The sequence below is a fragment of the Pseudonocardia sp. GCM10023141 genome (assembly GCF_042653605.1).
On record NZ_JBHSIR010000028.1, the window covers coordinates 95,979 to 116,736 of the forward strand.

Annotated in this window: 23 protein-coding genes and 1 pseudogene; 14 read left to right on the forward strand and 10 right to left on the reverse strand. The window is 72.5% G+C overall.

Features of this window, described 5'->3' with window-relative positions; genetic code table 11:
- The first annotated feature begins 1 nt into the window (after nucleotide 1).
- The gene (locus tag ACFPFQ_RS17385; protein ID WP_379619958.1) at nucleotides 2-718 is read left to right on the forward strand and encodes an FHA domain-containing protein; all 717 of its coding nucleotides are present in this window, start codon (nucleotides 2-4) and stop codon (nucleotides 716-718) included.
- Here ACFPFQ_RS17385 and ACFPFQ_RS17390 read toward each other — a convergent pair.
- On the reverse strand, nucleotides 706-1,677 hold the full coding sequence (locus ACFPFQ_RS17390; RefSeq protein WP_379619960.1) for a glutamate ABC transporter substrate-binding protein: 972 nt from the start codon (nucleotides 1,675-1,677) through the stop codon (nucleotides 706-708). The two genes, ACFPFQ_RS17385 and ACFPFQ_RS17390, sit on opposite strands and share 13 nt — an antisense overlap.
- On the reverse strand, nucleotides 1,674-2,987 hold the full coding sequence (locus tag ACFPFQ_RS17395; protein WP_379619962.1) for a hypothetical protein: 1,314 nt from the start codon (nucleotides 2,985-2,987) through the stop codon (nucleotides 1,674-1,676). Before ACFPFQ_RS17395 ends, ACFPFQ_RS17390 begins: the two co-directional genes overlap by 4 nt.
- Nucleotides 2,988-3,459: 472 nt before the next feature.
- Between ACFPFQ_RS17395 and ACFPFQ_RS17400 the strand changes: the two genes are divergently transcribed.
- The 5 genes from ACFPFQ_RS17400 to ACFPFQ_RS17420 all read left to right on the forward strand — a co-directional run bounded on the left by ACFPFQ_RS17400 (nucleotide 3,460) and on the right by ACFPFQ_RS17420 (nucleotide 7,363).
- Nucleotides 3,460-4,590, forward strand: coding sequence for an HNH endonuclease signature motif containing protein (locus tag ACFPFQ_RS17400; RefSeq protein ID WP_379619964.1), 1,131 nt, complete (start codon nucleotides 3,460-3,462; stop codon nucleotides 4,588-4,590).
- 77 nt (nucleotides 4,591-4,667) lie between these two features.
- Nucleotides 4,668-5,072, forward strand: coding sequence for a lipid II flippase MurJ (locus ACFPFQ_RS17405; protein WP_379619966.1), 405 nt, complete (start codon nucleotides 4,668-4,670; stop codon nucleotides 5,070-5,072).
- Between the two features lie 110 nt (nucleotides 5,073-5,182).
- On the forward strand, nucleotides 5,183-5,626 hold the full coding sequence (locus ACFPFQ_RS17410) for a nitroreductase/quinone reductase family protein (RefSeq protein WP_379619968.1): 444 nt from the start codon (nucleotides 5,183-5,185) through the stop codon (nucleotides 5,624-5,626).
- Nucleotides 5,623-6,855: an FAD-dependent oxidoreductase gene (locus tag ACFPFQ_RS17415; protein WP_379619970.1), complete on the forward strand. Its 1,233-nt coding sequence runs from the start codon at nucleotides 5,623-5,625 to the stop codon at nucleotides 6,853-6,855. The genes ACFPFQ_RS17410 and ACFPFQ_RS17415 overlap by 4 nt, the downstream gene beginning before the upstream one ends.
- Nucleotides 6,856-6,874: 19 nt before the next feature.
- Nucleotides 6,875-7,363 (forward strand): MarR family winged helix-turn-helix transcriptional regulator, encoded by a 489-nt coding sequence (locus ACFPFQ_RS17420; RefSeq protein ID WP_379619972.1) that lies wholly within the window; start codon nucleotides 6,875-6,877, stop codon nucleotides 7,361-7,363.
- A gap of 34 nt (nucleotides 7,364-7,397) precedes the next feature.
- Here the strand turns inward: ACFPFQ_RS17420 and ACFPFQ_RS17425 are convergent, their stop codons facing one another.
- Complete coding sequence (locus tag ACFPFQ_RS17425; RefSeq protein WP_379619974.1) at nucleotides 7,398-7,712, reverse strand: YciI family protein; 315 nt, start codon at nucleotides 7,710-7,712, stop codon at nucleotides 7,398-7,400.
- Between the two features lie 256 nt (nucleotides 7,713-7,968).
- Here ACFPFQ_RS17425 and ACFPFQ_RS17430 point away from each other — a divergent pair, with 256 nt between their 5' ends.
- The 3 genes from ACFPFQ_RS17430 to ACFPFQ_RS17440 all read left to right on the forward strand — a co-directional run bounded on the left by ACFPFQ_RS17430 (nucleotide 7,969) and on the right by ACFPFQ_RS17440 (nucleotide 9,329).
- On the forward strand, nucleotides 7,969-8,217 hold the full coding sequence (locus ACFPFQ_RS17430; RefSeq protein ID WP_379620005.1) for a hypothetical protein: 249 nt from the start codon (nucleotides 7,969-7,971) through the stop codon (nucleotides 8,215-8,217).
- Nucleotides 8,218-8,327: 110 nt separating this feature from the next.
- Nucleotides 8,328-8,531, forward strand: a complete 204-nt coding sequence (locus ACFPFQ_RS17435; RefSeq protein ID WP_379619976.1) for a hypothetical protein — start codon at nucleotides 8,328-8,330, stop codon at nucleotides 8,529-8,531.
- 117 nt (nucleotides 8,532-8,648) lie between these two features.
- Nucleotides 8,649-9,329, forward strand: coding sequence for a hypothetical protein (locus ACFPFQ_RS17440; RefSeq protein WP_379619978.1), 681 nt, complete (start codon nucleotides 8,649-8,651; stop codon nucleotides 9,327-9,329).
- 7 nt (nucleotides 9,330-9,336) lie between these two features.
- On the opposite strand, the gene ACFPFQ_RS17445 is transcribed toward ACFPFQ_RS17440, so the two are convergent.
- From ACFPFQ_RS17445 to ACFPFQ_RS17455, 3 genes are read right to left on the reverse strand one after another with little or no spacing between them, the layout of a single operon-like run.
- On the reverse strand, nucleotides 9,337-10,917 hold the full coding sequence (locus ACFPFQ_RS17445) for an AMP-binding protein (RefSeq protein WP_379619980.1): 1,581 nt from the start codon (nucleotides 10,915-10,917) through the stop codon (nucleotides 9,337-9,339).
- Nucleotides 10,914-11,480 carry an acyl-CoA dehydrogenase family protein gene (locus tag ACFPFQ_RS17450; protein WP_379619982.1) on the reverse strand — a complete coding sequence of 189 codons (567 nt, stop codon included), beginning with the start codon at nucleotides 11,478-11,480 and terminating at the stop codon, nucleotides 10,914-10,916. The genes ACFPFQ_RS17445 and ACFPFQ_RS17450 overlap by 4 nt, the downstream gene beginning before the upstream one ends.
- Nucleotides 11,405-11,749, reverse strand: coding sequence for an acyl-CoA dehydrogenase family protein (locus tag ACFPFQ_RS17455; protein ID WP_379619984.1), 345 nt, complete (start codon nucleotides 11,747-11,749; stop codon nucleotides 11,405-11,407). The genes ACFPFQ_RS17450 and ACFPFQ_RS17455 overlap by 76 nt, the downstream gene beginning before the upstream one ends.
- 46 nt (nucleotides 11,750-11,795) lie before the next feature.
- Here ACFPFQ_RS17455 and ACFPFQ_RS17460 point away from each other — a divergent pair, with 46 nt between their 5' ends.
- Nucleotides 11,796-12,833 carry an acyl-CoA dehydrogenase family protein gene (locus ACFPFQ_RS17460; RefSeq protein ID WP_379619986.1) on the forward strand — a complete coding sequence of 346 codons (1,038 nt, stop codon included), beginning with the start codon at nucleotides 11,796-11,798 and terminating at the stop codon, nucleotides 12,831-12,833.
- 4 nt (nucleotides 12,834-12,837) lie between these two features.
- Here ACFPFQ_RS17460 and ACFPFQ_RS17465 read toward each other — a convergent pair whose 3' ends face one another.
- Nucleotides 12,838-14,004, reverse strand: a complete 1,167-nt coding sequence (locus ACFPFQ_RS17465; RefSeq protein ID WP_379619988.1) for a hypothetical protein — start codon at nucleotides 14,002-14,004, stop codon at nucleotides 12,838-12,840.
- Between ACFPFQ_RS17465 and ACFPFQ_RS17470 the strand changes: the two genes are divergently transcribed.
- Both ACFPFQ_RS17470 and ACFPFQ_RS17475 read left to right on the forward strand, forming a co-directional pair.
- Nucleotides 14,003-16,234, forward strand: coding sequence for an ATP-dependent Clp protease ATP-binding subunit (locus ACFPFQ_RS17470; RefSeq protein ID WP_379619990.1), 2,232 nt, complete (start codon nucleotides 14,003-14,005; stop codon nucleotides 16,232-16,234). The two genes, ACFPFQ_RS17465 and ACFPFQ_RS17470, sit on opposite strands and share 2 nt — an antisense overlap.
- A gap of 153 nt (nucleotides 16,235-16,387) precedes the next feature.
- Entirely contained in the window at nucleotides 16,388-16,567 is a 180-nt protein-coding gene (locus ACFPFQ_RS17475; RefSeq protein ID WP_379619992.1) for a hypothetical protein, read from the forward strand.
- A 3-nt stretch (nucleotides 16,568-16,570) separates the two neighbouring features.
- Here the strand turns inward: ACFPFQ_RS17475 and ACFPFQ_RS17480 are convergent, their stop codons facing one another.
- Nucleotides 16,571-17,224, reverse strand: a complete 654-nt coding sequence (locus ACFPFQ_RS17480) for a response regulator (protein ID WP_379619994.1) — start codon at nucleotides 17,222-17,224, stop codon at nucleotides 16,571-16,573.
- A 47-nt stretch (nucleotides 17,225-17,271) separates the two neighbouring features.
- Here ACFPFQ_RS17480 and ACFPFQ_RS17485 point away from each other — a divergent pair, with 47 nt between their 5' ends.
- Both ACFPFQ_RS17485 and ACFPFQ_RS17490 read left to right on the forward strand, forming a co-directional pair.
- A complete protein-coding gene (locus ACFPFQ_RS17485) occupies nucleotides 17,272-18,561 on the forward strand; it encodes a sensor histidine kinase (RefSeq protein WP_379619996.1) in 1,290 nt (429 codons plus the stop codon).
- A gap of 43 nt (nucleotides 18,562-18,604) precedes the next feature.
- Nucleotides 18,605-19,117 (forward strand): hypothetical protein, encoded by a 513-nt coding sequence (locus ACFPFQ_RS17490; protein ID WP_379619998.1) that lies wholly within the window; start codon nucleotides 18,605-18,607, stop codon nucleotides 19,115-19,117.
- Nucleotides 19,118-19,299: 182 nt separating this feature from the next.
- Here the strand turns inward: ACFPFQ_RS17490 and ACFPFQ_RS17495 are convergent.
- Together ACFPFQ_RS17495 and ACFPFQ_RS17500 are read right to left on the reverse strand one after the other, a co-directional pair.
- A pseudogene (locus ACFPFQ_RS17495) lies at nucleotides 19,300-19,407 on the reverse strand (HNH endonuclease); the annotation flags it as partial.
- 31 nt (nucleotides 19,408-19,438) lie between these two features.
- Entirely contained in the window at nucleotides 19,439-20,452 is a 1,014-nt protein-coding gene (locus tag ACFPFQ_RS17500) for a DUF222 domain-containing protein (protein ID WP_379619999.1), read from the reverse strand.
- Between the last annotated feature and the right edge of the window lie 306 nt (nucleotides 20,453-20,758).

Consider the following 20,758-nt stretch of genomic DNA (forward strand, 5'->3'; position numbering starts at 1 on the left):
CATGGCGGCGTGCCCCGCCGGCCACGAATCGGCCACCACCGACTACTGCGACGTGTGCGGCACCGCGATGGCACCCGCCGCCGCGTCTCCGGCTGCGCCACCCGCTGCGACACCGGCCGGGCCCGTCGACCCTCCCCCCGGCGGCACCACCTGCCCTCAGTGCGGCGCCGCGAAGGACGGCCGGTTCTGCGAGGTCTGCGGCCACGACGGCGCGACCCCGGCCGACATCCCGGCCGCGGCGCAGCCCGCCGCGCCCGCACCGCCGGAGGAACCGACGTGGACGGTCGTGGTCGAGGCCGACCGTGCCTGGTTCGACGAGGTCCGCAGCCGCAACGGCCCCGACGCCGGGCTGGTGGAGTTCCCGCAGTACTGCCCGCAACGCCGGTTCACGCTGGCGGGGCCGCAGCTCGCGATCGGCAGGCGCAGCCGGTCGCGCGGCATCGATCCGGAGATCGACCTCACCGGACCCCCGCTCGACCCGGGAGTGTCCACGCTGCACGCGTTGCTGCTGGCACGTCCGGACGGCGACTGGGAGATCGTCGACGTGGGATCCACCAACGGCACCACCATCGGCGATGCGCCCAGCCCGATCGCGGCCAACACCCCCGTCCGGCTGGCCGACGGCGACCGGATCCGGATCGGTGCCTGGACCACCATCACCGTCGCGCACACCGGTGAGCGCTGGAACAAGCGGCGGGTCCCGCGTCAGTCCCCATAGCGCGCGGGAGGCGGTGTGGGCGGCGGGGTGAGCTGGCGACCGAGCCAGCGCTGGTAGCTGGCGGCGAGGCTGCCGTCCGCCCGGCCGCGTTCGAGCACGCCGTTGACGAAGCGGACCAGGTCGGGCGCCTCCGGGTTCATGCCCACCGCGTAGAGGGAGCTGTCCAGCGCCCGGCCCACCACGTGGGTCTGCGGATCCTGCGCGGCGATCCCGGCCAGGATCACGTCGTCGCTCGACACCGCGTCGACGCGGCCGCGCTGCAGCTCCACCACGCAGTCGGCGGTGCCCGGCAGGGCCACCACGTCCAGGCCGGCAGGGATCGCGTGCAGCACCCGCTCGATGGTGGACCCCTTCGACGTGCAGACCCGCTTGCCGGCCAGCTGCTCCACCTCGGAAATGCCGCTGTTGAGGGGCACCAGCAGGCGGGTGGTCGCGGCGAGGTAGGCCGAGGAGAACTCCACCGTCTTCTGCCGCTCGCAGGTGACCGTGAAGTTGTCGACCACCAGATCGACGCGCTTCTGCGCGATCGCCGCCGGCCGGTCGGCCACGCTGAGCACGACGAACTGCACGCGGTCCGGGTCGCCGAACAGCGCCTTGGCGATCTGGTGCACCACGTCGATGTCGGAACCTTCGAGCAGCGTCGTGCCGGGGTTGCGGAAGCTCAGCAGGTAGTTGCTCTGGTCCACCCCGACGACGAGCCGGCCGCGCGCCACGATCGCCGCCATCGCCGAGCCCGCCGGCATCTGCCCCGGTGCCGGCAGCGGGCCCGCCGGGCGCAGGCTCTCGCGCTTGTCCGTGCAGGCGGGGGCTGCCGGCGGTGCGGCCGTGGTCGCACCGGGTCCGGAGGGAGGACCGGCAGGCGCCGCCGACCCCGTCCCGCCGATCAGGCTGGCACCCAGCGCGAGCACCCCCGCGACGCACAGGTACACCAGCGGTCGGCGCGCGTTGACGTCCGTCATCGGTACTCCCCCACCCGGGTGCCGATACCCACGACGACCCCGGCCGCCGCGAGCAGCGCCAGCACGGCCGGCCCGACGGCCAGACCGGACAGCGCACCCGCCGCCGCATCGGCGTCGCGCTCGAACGCGGCCCGCTCGGTCGCGATCGCGTCGCCGAGTGCCTTGTCGAGTCGTTCGAACGTGGCGCCCGACCCGGCCGGGTCGGCGCCGGTGGCCGCGGCGACGGCATCGGCGTAGCGGCCGCTGTCGTCGAGCTCGCGGACGTGGCGGTGGGCCGTCCGCCAGGCCTGCGCCGCGGACCGGATGTCGTCCACCCGCGTGCCCGAGGCCTGGACCTGGGCCAACAGCCCACCGTTGCCGTCGGGACCGACCACGCGGTCGAGCTGATCGGTGAAGCCCTGATCGGCGCTGCCACCACCCCGCGCGACCAGCACCAGGCTCTCGTTGCTGCGGGCCTGCAGCACGGCGGCCCTGGCGTCGTCGAGCGTGGTGGCGGCGGTGCTGTGGCCGCGGGCGTCGTCGAACCGGCTGACCTCGACGACGAGCGCCAGCAACCACCACAGCAGCACCGCGACCACAGCCACCCCGGCACCGACCAGCCCGAGGTTCAGGACGCGGTGGGTGCGCCGCCGCTCGCGCACCGCGGCGTCGATCACGCCGGCGAGCGTCGCGATGCCCAGCAGCAGCACCGCGAACGGGATCGCCCCACCGTTGCCGTAGGCCACGTCGGAGGCCGCGGTCTCGAGCGTGCGCAGCCGCTCCACCGCCGGCAGGATCGTGGTCCGCATCAGCGTCGAGCCGCTGTTGAGATAGGACTGCCCCAGCGGCAGCCCCTGCCGGTTGTACGTGCGCGCCGTCTCGATCAGCCCGCTGTAGATGGGCAGCTGCGCGGAGATCGTCGCCACCGGCTCGGCGGCCGGGTCATCGGCAGCGAGCAGGCCGGCAGCGTGGACGATCCGCTGCGCCGCGCTCCCGATGTCGGTGTCGTAGCGGGCGCGGATCGCCGCCGGCTCGATCCCACCCGAGACGTAACCGCTCGTGGCCATGGCATCGGCGTCCGCGAGCGCGCGGTAGAGCTCGGCAGCGTCCGACGTCAACGACGCGAGCCGATCCCCGCCGTCGCGCACGGCGTCGGTGCGCGAGATCGCACCGACCAGGCTCACGACGGCCGTCAGCACGCAGCCGACGACCAGGACGACACCCACCCGGCGCAACCGGTCCGGGGTGGTGACACCGTCGATCCACCCCCGCAACCGGCCCGGTGGCGGGGCTGCCGCGGGCGCGGCTGCATCGGCGAGATCAACGCTCACGGCGCCCCCCAGCTTGCTCTACGTGATCGGCGGTCAGCCTAGAAGGGTGACGGTCCGGCGTCGACCGGCGCATGGTGGCGAGGTGATTTCGCTGTTTGGCACGGTGATTTTGCGATCTCGACACGGTGACGAGGGTTCGCGGCGGCGGTGCATGCAGGTCATGGCGCGAGTCGGGACGGATGGACCCGCGAGTTGCGACAGATCGGCCCGCGAGTTGCGACCGATGGACCCGCGAGTTGCGACGGATCGGCCTGCGAGTTGCGACGGATCGGCCCGCGAGTTGGGGTCGGCGGGGTGCGTGGATTTACGGGTCTGGCGGGTCGCGTTGGGTGGGGTGCCCCGGCTTTGCCGCCGGTCAGGTGCGGCTGGGTGGCGTGCCCGGCTTTACCGCCGGTCAGGTGCGGCTGGGTTCCGTGCCCGGCTTTCGTGCCGCCTCGCCGGCGGGGCAGATCTCCGAGAGGGGGTCCCCGGTGTGCGCGCTGCGCGCGCACGGCCGATACGACACGCACAACGGCTCCGAGCTGCAGAAATGCCCCTCGAAACACTCGAGATCGAACATGCGTTCGAGTATGATGTGGGTATGTCCAGCACGGTCGAGCAGATCTGCCCACGCGTCGCGCTCGACGGAACAATGCTGCCGGCGCTGTTGCCGGCCACCGCAGCGGCGTTCCACGCCGGAGCTATGACGCTGCGCCACGTCGAGGTGATCGCCAAGGTGCTCGCCAGTTCTGCCGCGTCGCGGATCAGCCCCGAGGATCTTGCGGTGGTCGAAGCCGAACTCGCGAGGACCGCTGCGCAGACGACGCCGGATCGGTTGTTCCGCCACGGCACCGACCTGATCAACCTCCTCGACCAGGACGGCCCCGAACCCGACGACCGCGACCCCGAACCCGTCGATGATCTGCAGATCCGGCCCAACAAGAACGGATCCGCCGGCACCATCTCGGGGAGCTTCGGCAGCGCCCTGAAGTTCGCGACGATCGCCGCGCTGCTCGACGCCAAGTCCAAGCCCCTCGGGAAAGAAGACTTGCGCACAGTAGGGCAGCACCAGGCCGATGCGCTGGCCGACATCTGCGGGTTTGTGCTCGACCACGGCGACGTCCCCCACCGCGGCGGACACCGACCCCACGTCAACGTCACCATCGCCTCGAACGACCTGGAGAACCGGGCCCGCGCCGCGATGCTCGAATTCGGCGGCCCACTCACCGCCAAGGAACTCCGGATCCTGGCCTGCGACAGCGGGATCATCCCGACCGTCCTGGGTGGATCCAGCCAGTTGCTCGACATCGGCCGCTCCACCCGCACCATCCCCGACGCCATCCGCAAAGCGTTGATCATCCGCGACCAAGGGTGCGCCTGGCCCGGCTGCGACCGACCACCCTCCTGGTGCGACGGGCACCACATCCAGTACTGGGAACACGGCGGACCGACCAGCCTCGACAACTGCGTCCTGCTCTGCAAAGCGCATCACCGGCTGCAACACGACAGCGAGTGGATCATCCGCATCCGTGACGGGCTACCCGAGTTCATCCCGCCGGTGTGGATCGACCCTGAACAGGTCCCGCGTAGGAACCCGGCCACCCACCTCAGGCGGGCCGCATGAACGCGCACCCGCCCGGCGTCCCGGAGCCGGGTGCCTACGCTGAGCATCTCAGTCCCGACGGAAGGCCAGCCCTTCGCATGCCTGATCAGCCGCGGTTCCTCGAGACCGGCCGGGCGATGGCGGTGGCCACCGTCGCCTCCAGGGTCACCGGTTTCGTGCGCACCGTGGCCCTGGTCGCAGCGCTCGGCTTGGGCACGCAGCTGCTGGATGCGTACAGGCTCTTCCAGCTGCCCTACGCGATCATCGCCGTCACGGTCATCACCGGGATGCTGCCGAGGATGAGCCGGGCAGCGGCGAAGCGTGATCCCACCGCCACGGCTCACGTCCTCGGCCCCGCCACCGGAACCGCATGGACCGGCACGCTCCTGACCGTCATCGCTGCGGCCGTCGTCGGAGCCGGGTTCTACGCGCTGGGCGCCCATGCGCCGCGAATCAGCGAGCTCGCCACGGTCGTCTCCGCGCTGCGTTGGAGCGTGCCATGATCCCGCCGCCCACCGTGCTCGCCTACTGGCGTTCCGACCTACTCTCCGCGTCGAACTAAATTCTCTCGACAGTCGAGATACTTGTCGATCGAACGAGTAGGATCGACACCGTGACCGCTCCCGATCTCGTCGCGATGAACCAGGCCATGAGCGCCCGGCTGCAGGCCGCGCCCGCCCAGCCGCTCGTCCAGGGCGGCTACGCGCTGCGCGCCGTCCGCACGACCGGGCGGCGCAGCGGCACCAGCCGGACGACACCGCTCGCCGTCGTCCAGCTCGACGGGCGGGAGTACCTCGTCTCCCCCGACCCGACCCGGGCCTGGGTGCGCAATCTCGAGGCCGAGCCGGCCTGCGAGCTGGTCAGCGCCGACGAGACCGTGCAGCGCACCGCGGTGCGCGCCGCCGCAGCCGAGGCCGCCCCGGTGATCTCTGCCTACCTGCGCTCGATGCAGGTGCCATGGGCCTTGCGCGCGTTTCCGGTACCGGCCGAGGCGAGCATCGCAGAGATCACCGAGCACATCGCCACGATCGTGACGTTCCGGCTGGACCCGCGATGACCGAGCCCGTCGTCGTGGCCGGTGGCGGCCCCGGCGGGATGGTGCTCGCCTACCTGCTCGCCCGCGCGGGAATCGCGGTGACGCTGCTGGAGTCGCACCGCGACTTCGACCGCGACTTCCGCGGCGATTCCCTGCACCCCTGGACGCTGGAGCTGTTCGACCAGCTCGGCCTCGCCGACGACCTGCTCGCACTCCCGCACCACCCGGCCCGCTGGTTCCGGTTCCACACCCCCGCGGGCGATCTCACGACGGCCGACTACGGCAAGGTCCGCAGCCGCTTCAACTACGTCGCGCTGATGCCGCAGGCCCGGTTCCTCGACTTCGTCGCGGAGCGCGCTGCGACACTGCCCGGGTTCACGCTGCGCCTCGGCGCCAAGGTCACCGGCCTCATCCGCGACGGGGACGCCGTCACCGGGGTCCGCTTCCGCGACCGGGACGGCGAGCACGATCTCGGGGCCGCGCTCGTCGTCGCCGCCGACGGGCGCTTCTCGAAGATCCGCACGCTCGCCGACCTGCCGGCCCGCTCGCTGGGCGCGCAGACCGACCTGCTGTGGTTCCGCCTGCCGCGCAACCCCGCCGACCCGCCCGACGCCGACGTCGACCTCTTCTTCGGCACGCGCCACTACGTCGGGCTGCTGGGCGGGCCGCACGACTGGCAGGTCGGCTACTCGCTGCCCAAGGGCGGCTACGCCGCCGCGCGTGACGCCGGGGTCGAGCCGATCCGCGCGTTCCTGACCACACACGTCCCGTGGCTGGCCGACCGCGTGCACCTGCTCACCGACATGAACCAGACGACGCTGCTGTCGGTGGACATCGCGCGCGTCGAACGCTGGCACCGGCCCGGCCTGCTGCTGATCGGCGACGCCGCACACGTCATCTCCCCGGTCGGGGGCAACGGGATCCTGATGGCGATCCAGGACGCCGTCGCCGCGGCGAACCGGTTGATCGCGCCACTGCGCGCCGGCACGCTCACCGAGGCCGACCTCGCCGCCGTGCAGCGCGACCGCGCCCCGTCGATCGAAACGGTGCAGGCCGACCAGGTGCGCATCGAGCAGCGCGTGGCCGCCGCCAGGGAGCGTGGCCGCCCGATCACGCCGCCCCGGTTCCTGCGCCTGATCACCGCGCTGCCGGGGGTCCGCGGGCGCGCGGCCCGCGCCAACGCCTACGGCCCGAACCCGCCACGGCTCGACGAAACGCTGCTGGCCAAAGACTCATCAACGTTCAAGTAGGGTTGGGTATGCTGGGGCGGTGACGGCTGATCAGTGGCTGAGTCCGAGCGAGGCGAGCGCCTGGCGCTCCTACCTCATCAGCAACCAGCTGTTGATGCGGGCACTTGAGCGGCAGTTGCAGCGCGACTCGGGAATCGCCCACACGCACTACGGAATCCTCGTGCAGCTGTCGGACCGGCCCACCGGATCGGCGCGCGTCACCGAGCTCGCGGTCCTCATGGACCACTCGCAGAGCCGCGTCAGCCACGCCATCAGCCGGCTGGAGCGCGAGGGGCTGGTGCGCCGCGAGCTCGATCCGAACGACGGGCGGATGGTGCACGCCGTGCTCACCGACGCGGGGCGCGAGCTCCTGCAGACCGCGGCGCCCGGCCACGTCCGCTGCGTGCGCGAGAACGTGTTCGACGGGCTCACCGCCGAGCAGGTCGGCCAGCTGCAGTCGATCTGCGACGCGATGATGGAGCGCCTCACGGGCGACAAGGCAACCTCACCCCTCTCCCTCGCCGAATAGGACGGCCCGGGCCCCCCGCAGCCCGGCCCGGACCTCACATGTCGACGGCCTCGTACACCTCGACGGTGCCGCCCGTGCCCAGCAGCGGGCAGCCCTTGGCGAGGTTCGCCGCGGCGGCGAGGTCGGTCGCGCTGACCACGCTGTACCCACTGAGCCCGGCGTCCCCGCCGTCGGTGGCCGAACCGTCGCCGTGGACCGTCAGGGATGCCCCGAACGGGTTCCCGCCCTCGACGAGCTGGGCGCCGAGCGCGCCGAACCAGGCGCCCCACGCAGCCATGGCCTGCTCCTGCGCCTCCGGCGTGTCGGCCATGCCGGAACCGCCGCGGTACGCGAGCACGAAGTTCGTCATCTGGTCCTCCGGACCTCAGCGCGAGACCCTGCATCCCGCTCTGGTGTGACGACGAGCGGGGAGGCCCCGGATCGACACGGGTCCGGCACGAGTTTCGGGACTGTCCCTTCGGTTCGGCTGATCCGTGGGAGTTCCGGTGGCCCGCCATGGCGTGGAGCAGGGCGAAGAGCTCCCTGCGCACCCGATCTCCGCAGGTCGGACGCGCCGGCACTGTCCGGCCGGGCCCCTCACCCCCATACTGCTCGCCGTGTCAACGATGACGTGGGTCGCACAGGTCGGCGCCGATAACGCGGAGTGGCTGGCAACGGAGAGCCGCACCGCGCGACTCGCCCGTGAGTACCGGCCGGTGGACCTCGGGGAAGGCCGCATCGAGTTCAACAAGCTCGCGCTCGGCGCCTCCCGCGAGCTCGGCGAGGAGGAGGACGGCTTCATCACCGAGGACGGTGAGGGGTTGCGCATCTGGATCGGGGACGACGCTTTCGACCTGGACCTGATCGAATCCTGATCCGATCCTGATCGGACCCGCTTCCGGGTTGTTGCCTCGTTCATCCCGGTGATGCATCGTGTTCTCGTGCCGTTCACCATCGTGTTGCCCGCGCCCGGATGTGGCGTCGGATGAGCACGCTGACCGTCACCCGGCTCCTGCAGAACCCGCTGGGCGCGCCCGCACCTCCCGGCGAGGACGGTGACATCGTCGCGGTCAGCAACGGCGTCACCACCGTCTACCTGACGCCCGCGGAGTACCGCGCTGCCACCGAGGCGGAGCTGCGTTACCTGCTGGCGCAGGCCCCGCTGCCGGCACCGCGCGTCACATCCTGAGGGGCCGGCAGCCCTGAACCTCCCCGATCGGGGTGGACGAGTGTCGAATGTGGCCGGTCCGGGTATCCGGTCGGTATCCACGTGTGGCAGGGGCCACACCTCTACGGAGGAGCCGACATGACCACCACCCCGCATCCGACCCACGCCGCTCCCACCCATCCCGGCACCGTCCCTCCCGGTACCGTCCGTCCCGATGCTCTCGGCACCGCCACACCGGTCGATCACGAGCAGCCCACCACCGTCCTGCCGACCGAGCAGCCGACCCATCGGGCCGTGGTCGCCGAGCAGCGCCGTCGCTTCGGCGGCATCAAGTGGGGCTCGGCGTTCTTCGGCTGGCTCACCGCCACCGGTGCCGCGGTCCTGCTCACCGCCATCGCCGTCGGGATCGGTGCGGCCGGTGGCTGGCTGGTGAACCCCGCGCCGACGGCCACGTTCGGCCTGGTGGCGGCGATCATCGGGCTGGTCGTGCTGTTCCTCGCCTACTACGCGGGTGGGTACGTCGCCGGGCGGATGGCGCGCTTCGACGGCGTCAAACAGGGCTTCGCGGTGTGGCTGTGGTCGCTGATCGTGGCCGCGGTCGTCACGGCGGCGGGCCTGATCATGGGCCCCCGCTTCAGCACCATGGCCTCGATCGACGGGCTGCCGCCGCTGCCGATCACCGCGGAGAACATCACCACCACCGGTGTCGTCGCCGCGCTCGTCGCGCTCGCGGCCGCGCTGCTCGGCGCACTGCTGGGCGGGCTGGCCGGGATGCGCTTCCACCGCCGGATCGACCGCACCGACCTCGAGATCGTCTGACCCGCCATCAGGCCGGAGCGGCAGCCCGGTTGCGCAGCTCCTTGCGCAGGATCTTGCCGGCGGCCGACTTCGGGATGCGGTCGAGGAACTCCACCTCGCGCACCTTCTTGTAGGGCGCGACCCGCTCGGCGACGAAGGCCATGACCTCGGCGGCTTCGAGGTCATGGCCTGCGTCCCGGGTGGTGGCGAGGACGACGAACGCCTTCGGCACCTCCTCCCCGCCAACGGCCGGCACCCCGATCACGGCGGCGTCGGCGATCCCGGGGTGGGTGAGCAGCAGCGCCTCCAGCTCGGCGGGCGCCACCTGGTAGCCCTTGTACTTGATCAGTTCCTTGAGCCGGTCGACCACGTGGAAGGCGCCCGCATCGTCGATCGTGACGATGTCTCCGGTGTGCAGGAAGCCGTCGGCGTCGATCGCCGCGGCGGTCGCGGCCGGGTTGTTCAGGTAGCCGCGCATGATGTTGGGCCCGCGACACCACAGCTCGCCCCGCGCGGCGTCCTCCCCCGTGGCCGGGTCGACGATCCGGGCCTCGACGCCTGGCATCGGCACGCCGATCGAGCCGCGGTCGATGTCGGGCCGGTCAACGGGGATGCCGTGCGTGCACGGGCTCGACTCCGTCAGCCCGTAGCCCTGCACCACCGTGGCGTCCAGTCGCGTCGCCACGGCGTCGGCGAGCTCGGTCGACAGCGGCGCCGCCGCGGACATCACGACGTCCACGCAGCTCAGGTCGTAGTCGGCCACCAGCGGGTGCGTGGCCAGCGCGAGCGCAATCGGCGGCGCGATGTAGAGGTGGTCGATGCGGTGCGTGGCCACGGCGGAGAGGAAGCCCGCGAGGTCGAACCGGGGCATCGTGATCACCGTCGCCCGCCGGTGCAGGCCCTGGTTCATGATCCCGGTCAGGCCGTAGATGTGGAACAGCGGCAGCACCGCGATCAGCCGCGAGCCCGCCTCGACGCGGCCGAGCGGATCCATCTGCAGCAGGTTGGCCACCAGGTTGCGATGGGTCAGCAGCACCCCCTTGGGCAGTCCGGTCGTGCCCGACGAGTACGGCAGCGCCGCAACGTCGGACGGATCGATCCGGACCTGCGGCGAGGCCGCGGTGCTCGCCAGCAGCTCCGTGAACGGCGTCGCGCCCGGTGCCGCCGGACCGAGCACCACGATCTCCCGGACGCGGACGCCGTCGGTCGCCACCGCCGCCATCGCACGCTCGAGCCCGTCGGGTCCGCAGAACAGGATCGTGGCGGCGGCGTCGCGCAGCTGGTGGCCGAGCTCGTGTGCGGTGTACAGGGCGTTGACCGGCGACACGGCCGCCCCCGCGGCGAGCCCGCCGTGGAAGACGACCGGGTAGTCGGGGCTGTTGGGCGCGAACAGCGCCACCACGTCGCCGCGACCGATCCCCCGCTCCGCCAGGGCCGCGGCGACCCGGTCGACGGCGTGCGCCAGCTCGCCGAAGGTGTACCCGGCGCCGGACGCGGCGTCGATCACGGCGAGCCGCCCCGCGTCCTCGGTGCCGAGGTCGCCCAGTAACAGCTCGGGCAGCGCCACCTCGGGCACGGCGACGTCGGGGTACGCGCTGCGGATGATCATCGGGGCTCCTTCGGGAGGCCGAGCACGAGGTCACCGACGATGCCCCGCTGGATCTGCGACGAGCCCGCGTAGATCGTGCCGGCCCGGGCGTTGAGGTAGACGCTGGTCCACGACGCCGCCGAGTTCGGGGCGCCGGGGTCGTCGGTCTGGTACCAGTTCGGGGAGGGCCGCCCGGTCGGGGTCAGCGCGTCGACACCCAGCACGTCGAGCGCGAGCTCGGTGGCGACCCGGTGGTACTCGCTCCACAGCAGCTTGAACGCCGCGGCGCTCGGGCCGGGCTCGCCGCCTGCCACGAGGATCTCCGCGGTCCGCCGGCCGTGGCAGCGCAGCTGCTCGACCTGCACGTGGCACCACGCGATGCGGCCACGGATGTCCGGATCGGTGTCGAGGCCGTGCTCGCGCACGAGGACGACGAGCCGGTCGAGCTCGTTGCGGAACCGGATCGGCGCGTGCAGCGCGGTCTCACCGGACTCGAACCCCAGCAGCGTCATCGCCACCGCCCAGCCCCGGTCGAGATCGCCGACGACCAGGCCCGCCTCGGTGCCGGCGTCGTCGAAGAACACCTCGTTGAAGTCGGCGTCACCGGTTCGGACCCGAACGGGACGCCCGCACCGGTGAGCTCCTCGACGAGCACCACCAGCTCCGCCGCACCGAGCCCCGCACCGCCGTAGGCGACCGGCCACGCCGGCGCCACCCAGCCCCGCTCGGCCAGCGCTGCCCTCGCCCGGACGCGGAACGCGGCGTGCGCGGCGTCGTCGAGTGCGCCGATTCCCCGCCACCCCTCGGGCACCAGGTCGTCCACGAACGCCCGGACTTCGGCTCTGAAGCTCATGAACAGCAGAGTTGCAAACTAAGACTCACTCGTCAATGCTGGGGAGGTGCTGACACCGGAGCTGCTCGACCTGCAGCGGGCCGTGGCGCGCGTCCTCACCGACGCCGCCGCCAAGAACCCGCTGCCGCCCGCCTGGAGCCCCGAGCCGCCCCGGATCGACCGGCCGCTCTGGGCCACGCTGGCCGGGCTGGGATTCCTCGGGCTCGCCGTTCCCGAGCACCTCGGCGGCGCCGGTGCCGGCCTGGCGGAGCAGTGCGTGCTGGCCGAGGAGGTCGGGGCAGCGCTGCCCACGGTGCCGTTCACCGGCACCGCCGCCACCACGGCCGTGCTCGCCGAGCTCGATCACCCGGTGGCCCGCACCGTGCTCGCGGACGCCGTCGACGGTGTCCGGATCGTCGCTCCGTCGTGGGAGACGCTCCCGGTGGCGCTCGTCCCGGGACGCCGGGAGTCACTCATCCTCGACGGTTCGGGCGTGCACGGCGCGGTCGCGGTGCCCTTCGGCCTCGACGCCGACGTGCTGCTGGCCTGGGCGGGCGGGCACCTGCTGCTCCTGGACCTGACCGGCGCCGGTGTCGAGCGCCGCCCGACCGCTGCGCTGGACGTCGTCGAGCCGATGGCGATGATCACGCTCGACGGCGCCGCGGCGACGGTCCTGCCGGGCGCCGTTCCCACCGCCGCGATCCTCACGGCCCTCGCCGCCGAGCTGATCGGCACCGCGCGGCGCGCGCTCACCGACGCCGTCGCCTACGCGGGCCAACGCCGCCAGTTCGGCCGCCCGATCGGCTCGTTCCAGTCGATCAAGCACCTGCTGGCCGACCGGCACGTGCAGCTCGACGCCGCGCGGCTGCTCGTCCAGGATGCCGCGGACCACCCCGGCGAGCAGGCGGCGCGCACCGCCGTCGTCGCGGCCGGTGCCGCCGCGGACGCCGCCACCGCCGACGCGCTGCAGGTCCACGGCGGCATCGGCTTCACCTGGGAGCACCCCTCCCACGTCCTGCTGAAGCGGGCCAGGGCCCGGCGCTCGCTGCTGGGCTCCCCGGCCCGGCAGCTCGACGCGCTGGCCACGCTCGTGCTCGCGCCGTAGCCCCCTACTCCGGCGAGTTCACCGACCCCCGCTGCCCGCTGCCCGCCGGACCGCCCTCACGCCCGGTGACGCAGGTCCAGGCCGAGAACGCCTGAAGCGGCTGTCCCACCGTCGACTCCCCGTGGTAGATCAGCGGCTCGATGCGGAGCTGGGCATGGGTCTCGTTGCGCGTGCCGAGCCACAGGTCGATCAGCTGGTAGGCCTGGCCGCGCAGCGTGATCACGGTGCGCGCCTGCCCACCGCACGAGGTTGCGGAGATCGCCCGCCGGCCCGCCGACGGTGCGCCCCAGTCCGGGTTGGTGTTGCCCGGCGCCGTCCAGTCGCCGTCGACGGCCGCCGAGGTGGCGTAGCTGGTGGGCGTGCCCGAGCAGTAGCCGCAGTTGGGATCGGCGTAGGTCATGATCCAGGTGCCGGACGCCGGATCGCGGTAGGCGCCCGGCGACTCGGTGCGGGTGATGCCGGCCAGCCGGTGCTTCCCGCCGCCGGCGCCGCCGGTGCCGGCGGCGGTGAGCCGCTCCGACGACAGCGTCTGGTCGGCATCCGTGCAGAGCATCACCGGCGGGCGCGGATCGTCGCGCACGATCGAGAAGTCACCGTTCTGCGCGCAGTCGTACATCGGCGGCTTGATCGTGGCGGCGCCCGGTCCCCCGCCGCCGCACGGGCCGGCCGGACCCGCACATTCCATCGCGTAGTAGGCGTTGGCACCCGAGCGGCCGAAGTCGGCAGGCGCGTTGAACCAGAGGATCCACGCCCCGTCATCGAGGCCCCAGCCCGAGCGCTGGATCATCCGCGGGTTGAAGCACCCCGCACCCGAGTCCCCGCAGTCCTGCTGCCAGGTGAGCTGCGCGAACGGGCTGACACCCGACGGGGCGAACAGCCGCGTCGGCGTTGTCCACGGCCCCGCCGGGCTCGTCGCCCGCGACACCCCGAACCCGCACCACGGAGACGCCAGGCCCCACTCGAAGCCGCAGGCGTACATCGTCCCGTACAGGTAGTAGACGCCCCCGGACTCCAGCATCATGCCGTCGTGCAGGTCGACACCGGCGATCGTCACGCCCGTCGGGGCGGTGGCCACGGGCGCCGCCACCTGGGCGGCCGCCGGCGCCGCGGCGGCCAGCACCGATCCCAGCACCAGCCCCAGTACGAGTCCGAGGCTGATCGACGCGCGCATGGTCAGCACACTGGCACCGCCGGGCACCCCGCCGACCGCAGTCCACCCGATCGAGGCGACGCGGGCGACCGCCGCGATGATCCGGGAAGCGCAACGGGCCACGCGGGAGGACGATGGCGGTGAGGCCACCCGGACGGGCGGCCCGGTGGAGGTGGACGTGCCGGACGACAGGCCGGGCTCCGGTCCGTTCGACGACCTGATCGGGCGGTTGATCGGCAACCTGGAGGACACGCTCGGGCAGAGCCTGCCCACCGACGGGTTCGCGGGGTTCACGAAGCCCGGGACCCAGAAGTCCGCACCGACGAAGGCCCGCACGGGTGCTCGCACACCACAGCTGGATCGCTTCGGCCACGACCTCACCGACGCGGCGCGGGCCGGTCGGCTCGATCCCGTTCTCGGCCGCGACGCGGAGATCGAGCAGGTACTCGAGGTGCTGGCGCGGCGCACGAAGAACAACCCGGTGCTGGTCGGTGACCCCGGTGTCGGCAAGACCGCGATCGTCGAGGGCATCGCGCAGCGGGTGGCCGACGGCGAGGTGCCCGCCACCCTGCGCGACGTGCGGGTCGTCGCGGTCGACCTGGCGGGGATGGTCGCCGGCACCAAGTACCGCGGCGAGTTCGAGCAGCGGCTCACGAAGGTGCTCGACGAGGTCGTCGCCGCCGACCGCTCGATCGTCCTGTTCATCGACGAGCTGCACGCCGTGGTCGGGGCCGGCTCCGCAGAGGGTGGGGCGATGGACGCCGCCACGCTGCTCAAGCCGGCGCTGGCGCGGGGCGACCTGCAGCTCATCGGCGCCACCACCGTGTCGGAGTACCGCCGCTACGTGGAGAAGGACGCCGCGCTGGAGCGGCGCTTCGAACCCGTCCGGATCGCCGAGCCGACGGTGGCCGCCACGATCACGATCCTGCAGGGCCTGCGGTCGCGCTACGAGCAGCACCACGACGTCCGGATCGACGACGCCGCGCTGGTGGCCGCCGCGGAGCTCTCGGCCCGCTACGTCACCGACCGCTTCCTGCCGGACAAGGCCATCGACCTCATCGACCGCGCCAGCTCCCGGGCGCGGATGCGGGCATCGGCCGGACACAGCACCGACCCCGCCGGGGACGAACGGCTCGAGCAGCTGCGGCGGGCGCGCGATGTGGCACTCGATGCCGCTGATGGCGAGCGGGCCCGCCTGCTCACCCGCGAGATCGAGGCGGCCGAGGCGGCGCGGGCGGCAGCAGGCGGCCGGGTCACCGTCACCGCCGACGAGGTGGCCGAGGTGCTCGCCCGCAGCACCGGCATCCCCGTGGCGCGGCTGACCGCCACGGAGCGGCGCCGCCTGCTCGACCTGGAGGAGGTGCTGCACCGGCGCGTCGTCGGGCAGGACGCCGCGGTGGAGGCCGTCGCCGACGCCGTCCGGTCCGGACGGGCCGGGCTCGCCCACCCGGACCGGCCCGTCGGCTCGTTCCTGTTCCTGGGGCCCACGGGAGTCGGGAAGACCGAGCTCGCGCGGGCGCTGGCCGAGGCGCTGTTCGGCAGCACCGACGCGCTGCTGCGCTTCGACATGAGCGAGTACGCCGACCGCAGCAGCGCGATGCGGCTGGTCGGGGCGCCGCCGGGACACGTCGGCTACGAGGACCCCGGCCAGCTCACCGAGGCGGTGCGGCGCAACCGCTACGCCGTGCTGCTGCTCGACGAGATCGAGAAGGCGCACCCGGATGTCACCGGCACGCTGCTGCAGGTGCTCGACGCGGGGCGGCTCACCGACGCGCACGGCCGCACCGTCGACTTCACCCAGACCGTCGTGATCATGACGAGCAACCTCGGCGCCGAGCGGCTGCTCGGCGCCGCCGCGGCCGGGCTCCCGGTCGAGCAGGTCCGCGACCCGCTGCTCGCCGCCGTACGGGCCCACTTCCGTCCGGAGTTCCTCAACCGCATCGACGACGTGGTGCTGTTCCAGTCACTGCGCCGCGACGAGTTGCACCGCATCACGGGTCTGCTGCTGGAGCAGACCCGAGAGCGGCTCGCGGCCCAGTCCATCGGGCTGGTGATCACCGATGCCGCCGTCGACTGGCTCGCCGAGCGCGGCCACCAGCCCGAACTGGGTGCCCGCCCGTTGCGGCGCACGATCGGGCGCGAGCTCGACCGCAGGCTCTCCAAGATGATCATCGGCGGGGAGCTGCGGGCGGGCATGACAGCCGCCGTCGACGTCGCCGAGGACGCCCTGCAGCTGCAGGCGCGCGCCTGATTCGAGCCGCCGGTGGTAGGCGGCGTGTCCCCCGATCGGCCGACAGCCGCATCAGCCGGTGCGGGGGCCGCTCGGTCGACGGTGGGGCGCCCGTGGCGAGGGCAACGTCATGGGCATCGGAGCAACCGCCCCGCCCCACCGGAAGGACCGATCATGAACACCACCGACACCGACACCACCACCTCCCGCATCCGCACCGCCTACCTCGTCGGAGTGGGTGTTCTCGTCGCCGCCGGCATCACCGCGGGCCTCGTCATCGGCATCGGGGGCACCTCGGCTTCCGCGGCAACCGCCGCCGTCACCCCGACCTCCATCAACCAGACGGGCTCGTGATCGCTACTCCAGCAGGCCCTTGCGCATCGCGATCGCCACGGCCGCAGCCCGGTCCCCCACACCCAGCTTCTCGTAGAGGCGCTGGGTATGGGTCTTCACCGTGCTCACCCCGATGAACAGCTCGGCAGCCACCTGCGGCACCGACAGCCCCCGAGCGAACGCCTGGAGCACCTGCCGTTCCCGCTCGCTGAGCACCGGGCCTTGCGGCTGCGCCCGCAACCGGATCTCCCCGGCCAGGCCCGCCGCCAGTTCCGGCGGGACAACGGTGCGCCCCTTGGCGACGTCCATGACCGCCTCGACGATCTCGGCGCGCCGCGCGTCCTTCGCCAGGTAGCCGGCCGCGCCCTCCTGCAACGCCTGGAACACCACGGCGCTGTCGGTGTGGGCCGACAGCAGCAGCACGCGCGTGGCCAAGGCGTCTCGCACCGTCGCCCGCACGACGCCCAGACCGTCGATGTCGGGCATCTCGTAGTCCACGAGCGCCACGGCGGGTTCGTGCAACCGGATCAGCTCCAGCGCCTCCCGCCCGTCCCCCGCCTCGCCGACGACCTCGACCCGTCCGCTCTGCACCAGACCCCGCGCCACCCCGTCCCGGAAGAACGGATGGTCATCAGCGATCACCACCCGCACGCGCGCGTCACCAGATCCACCAGCCATCGCGCGAGCATAGGGACGATCGGGGCCCGACGGTGCACCATGGGCGCGTGATTATCGCGCCCGAAGTGATGGCGGTAGCGGTCGAGCACGCCCGCCGCGGCGTGCGGCTGCAGCTCGTGCTGCGGTGGGTGCTCGTCGTGTTCGTCGCGGTGACCATCGCGGCGGTGCAGCCCGCGCACCACACACTGCTCTGCGCCGTTATCGCGGCCGGCTACGCGGTCTGGGCCGCATCCGTCGCGCTGTGGGTCCGCCTCGACCGCTCCGGTGCGCTGCAGCTCGCGTGGCTCGCCCTGTTCGTCGACCTGGCCGTCCTGGGGGTGCTGACGCTGCTGACCGGCGTCGCCACCCCGCAGAGCTGGACGTCCGACGTCCTCACCACCGGATTCCTGATCATCCCGGTGCTCGCCGCCACGCAGCTGCGGCCCCGCGTCTGCGCCGCGGTGGTCGTGCCGACCGCGGTCGTCTACCTGCTGGCCGGGATCGCCACGCAGGAGGCGAACGCCGAGCCGTGGTCGTCGCTGCTGCTGCGCACGCTGGTCGTGGCGGGTGTCGCGGCCGGCTGCATCGGGCTGTCGCGGATCCAGCGCTCCCGCGTGGAGACGATCGGGCAGCTCGTCAGCACGCGCACCGACCTGCTCGCGGAGCTCGGCGACATCGAGCAGCACGAGCGGCGCACCCTGTCCGAGCACCTGCACGACGGCGCGCTGCAGTTCGTGCTCGCCGCCCGCCAGGACCTCGAGGACGCCCGCGACACGGGCGACGCCGAGGCGTTCGACCGGCTCGAGGAGGCGCTGCGGGAGACGACCCGGCTGTTGCGCTCCACCGTCGCGGAGCTGCATCCCGCCGTGCTGGCCCGCGCCGGCCTGCCCGCCGCTCTGGGCGACGTCACGAACACCGCGGCCGCACGAGGTGGCTTCGCCGCCACCGTCGACGTCGACCGGTGGCCCGCGGGCGTGCCCACCTCGGCCGACGCCCTGCTGTTTCGCACCGCCCGTGAGCTGCTCGCCAACGTCGTCAAGCACGCGCGGGCCACCACGGTGTCGGTCACCCTGTCGCGCACCGGTGATCGCGCGACCCTGGTCGTGACCGACGACGGCGTCGGGCTCCCGGCCTCCGGCGTGGGCGGCGAAGTCGGCGGCGGCCACATCGGGCTCGTCTCGCACACGGCGCGGGTGGGGGCGGCGGGCGGGCGGATGGCCGTGGCGCCCGGTGCGGGCGGTGGCACGGTCGGCACGGTCGAGCTGCCGTGCGTGTCGACCGATCGGCCGACATCGGGATCAGCCGGTGCACCGGCCATCCGGCCGACGGTGCAAAGCCCCTCGACGCAGCACTCTTGAGTCATCCGAGCAGCAGCCCGGAGGCCCAGAGAGAAGGAACATCATGTCCACCACGACCTTCACCATGACCCCGCAGGCCCCCACCGCCACCGGGACCCCCGGTCCGCGCCTGGCTCTCGACGCCACTCGCTTGTGGACCGGCGGCCTGGCCACCGCAGTGGTCGCCGGGCTGGTGGGCCTGGTGGGCGCGCTCGTGGTGCACGTGCTGCCCCGGCTGGCGCCGGGCGCCGGGACGGTGGCGGGAGCGTTCGGCCCCCAGGCCACCACGGTCCTCTGCCTGACGGCGGCCGCTGCCGCGCTGGTCGCGACGGGCCTGGTCCACCTGCTGATCATCTCGACGCCCCGCCCGCTGGCCTACCTCGGCTGGATCACCGGCCTGGCGACCGCCGCCGCCACCGTGCTCCCGCTCAGCACGGGCGCACCGCTGGCGACCGCGCTCGCGACCGGCGGCCTGCACCTGGTGATCGGCCTGACGATCGGGACGCTCGTCGCGGGCGCCGCATCCAGCGCGATGCGCCTGCAGCGCCCGGCCATCGCCGGCACCGACCGCTTCTGACCGACGACAACACGGCGACGCGCACCCGCCCCGGGCACCGGGCGGGTGCGCTTTTGTGCGGCCCGCCTGAGGTGGGTGGCCGGGTTCCTGCGCGGGACCTGCTCGGGGTCGATCCACACCGGCGGGATGAACTCCGGTAGCCCGTCGCGGATCTGGATGATCCACTCGCTGTCGTGTTGCAGGCGGTGATGCGCCTTGCAGAGCAGGACGCAGTTGTCGAGGCTGGTGTCGCCGCCGTGTTCCCAGTATCGAATATGGTGCCCGTCGCACCAGGAGGTGGTCGGTCGCATCCTGGCCAGGCGCAGCCCTGGTCGCGGATGATCAGGGCTTTGCGGATGGCGTCGGGAATGGTGCGGGTCGACCGGCCGATATCGAGCAACTGGGAGCTGCCGCCCAGGACGGTGGGATGATCCCGGAGTCGCAGGCCAACATGCGGAGCTCCTTGGCGGTGAGTGCGCCGCCGAATTCGAGCATCGCGGCGCGGGCCCGGTTCTCCAGGTCGTCCAGTGCGATGGTGACGTTGACGTGGGGTCGGTGCCCGCCGCGGTGGGGGACGTCGCCGTGCTCGAGCACGAACCCGCAGACATCAGCCAGCGCATCGGCCTGGCGCTGGCCGATCGTGCGGAGGTCTTCCTTGTCGAGGGGCTTGGACTTGGCGTCGAGGAGTGCGGCGATGGTGGCGAACTTGAGGGCGCTGTCGTAGCGGCCGGTGATGGTGCCGCCGGTCCCGTCCTTGTCGGGGCGGATCTGCAGGTCATCAACGGGTTGCGGGTCGCGGTCGTCGGGTTCGGGGCCGTCCTGATCCAGCAGGGTGATCAGGTCGGTGCCGTGGCGGAACAACCGATCCGGCGTGGTCTCCGCAGCGGTCCTCGCGAGTTCGGCTTCGACGACGGCGAGGTCATCGGCGCTGACCCGGGAGGCGGCAGGGCTGGCGAGGACCTTCACGATCACCTCGACATGGCGCAAGGTGGCGAGCCCGGCGTGGAACGCTTCCGTGGTGGCCGACAACAACGCCGGCAGCGTGGCCCCATCGAGCGCGACGCGTGGGCAGACCTGCTCCACGGCCATCGAATGGCGGCGGGCCTCGGCCCATTCGAACCCGAGCTGATCGACCAGGGCCCGGTTGACCGACTTGTAGCCGCGCTCGATGAACGCGCCCCGCCGCTGCAGCTCGGCCACGGTATCGACCATGAGCACGGTGAGCTGCCGCCCGACCCCTTCACCGACCCGCAAGGCGGCGAGCCGCTCGTCATCGCTGCCGTGCTCGACCACGGATCGCAGCGCAGCGGTCGCCTCGCGAAGCAGGCGATGCGCATCGGCGACGGTGCCAGACATACTCACATTCTACTCGAACGCATGTTCGATATCTAGTGTTTCGAGAGGTATTTCTGCAGCTCAGAGCTGTTGTTCGTGTCGTATCGGCCGTGCGCGCGCAGCGCGCACATCGGGTGCAGAGTGCCCTCCCGTCGACCTGGCGAAGCCCGATCACGCGATCGCCCCGCGGGCAGCCACGACCCACAGTCGGACTGTTTCCAGGCTTGCCGGTGGGGTGGTCGCGTGATAGCCCTCTGGGTGAGAATGACAACCCCATCTGGCCCCACTGTGATGGTCTGATCTGGCCCCACCCTGGCTCGTGCGGGG

Excerpts from the sequence above, each read along its gene's own strand:
- ACFPFQ_RS17405 (WP_379619966.1), top strand. The coding sequence starts at position 4,668 with ATGCCTGATCAGCCGCGGTTCCTCGAGACCGGCCGGGCGATGGCGGTG.
- ACFPFQ_RS17445 (WP_379619980.1), bottom strand. The coding sequence starts at position 10,917 with ATGATCATCCGCAGCGCGTACCCCGACGTCGCCGTGCCCGAGGTGGCG.
- ACFPFQ_RS17500 (WP_379619999.1), bottom strand. The coding sequence starts at position 20,452 with ATGTCTGGCACCGTCGCCGATGCGCATCGCCTGCTTCGCGAGGCGACC.
- ACFPFQ_RS17480 (WP_379619994.1), bottom strand. The coding sequence starts at position 17,224 with ATGGCTGGTGGATCTGGTGACGCGCGCGTGCGGGTGGTGATCGCTGAT.
- ACFPFQ_RS17475 (WP_379619992.1), top strand. The coding sequence starts at position 16,388 with ATGAACACCACCGACACCGACACCACCACCTCCCGCATCCGCACCGCC.
- ACFPFQ_RS17455 (WP_379619984.1), bottom strand. The coding sequence starts at position 11,749 with ATGAGCTTCAGAGCCGAAGTCCGGGCGTTCGTGGACGACCTGGTGCCC.
- ACFPFQ_RS17385 (WP_379619958.1), top strand. The coding sequence starts at position 2 with ATGGCGGCGTGCCCCGCCGGCCACGAATCGGCCACCACCGACTACTGC.
- ACFPFQ_RS17430 (WP_379620005.1), top strand. The coding sequence starts at position 7,969 with ATGACGTGGGTCGCACAGGTCGGCGCCGATAACGCGGAGTGGCTGGCA.
- ACFPFQ_RS17415 (WP_379619970.1), top strand. The coding sequence starts at position 5,623 with ATGACCGAGCCCGTCGTCGTGGCCGGTGGCGGCCCCGGCGGGATGGTG.
- ACFPFQ_RS17470 (WP_379619990.1), top strand. The coding sequence starts at position 14,003 with ATGGTCAGCACACTGGCACCGCCGGGCACCCCGCCGACCGCAGTCCAC.
- ACFPFQ_RS17440 (WP_379619978.1), top strand. The coding sequence starts at position 8,649 with ATGACCACCACCCCGCATCCGACCCACGCCGCTCCCACCCATCCCGGC.
- ACFPFQ_RS17435 (WP_379619976.1), top strand. The coding sequence starts at position 8,328 with ATGAGCACGCTGACCGTCACCCGGCTCCTGCAGAACCCGCTGGGCGCG.
- ACFPFQ_RS17490 (WP_379619998.1), top strand. The coding sequence starts at position 18,605 with ATGTCCACCACGACCTTCACCATGACCCCGCAGGCCCCCACCGCCACC.
- ACFPFQ_RS17425 (WP_379619974.1), bottom strand. The coding sequence starts at position 7,712 with ATGACGAACTTCGTGCTCGCGTACCGCGGCGGTTCCGGCATGGCCGAC.
- ACFPFQ_RS17390 (WP_379619960.1), bottom strand. The coding sequence starts at position 1,677 with ATGACGGACGTCAACGCGCGCCGACCGCTGGTGTACCTGTGCGTCGCG.
- ACFPFQ_RS17465 (WP_379619988.1), bottom strand. The coding sequence starts at position 14,004 with ATGCGCGCGTCGATCAGCCTCGGACTCGTACTGGGGCTGGTGCTGGGA.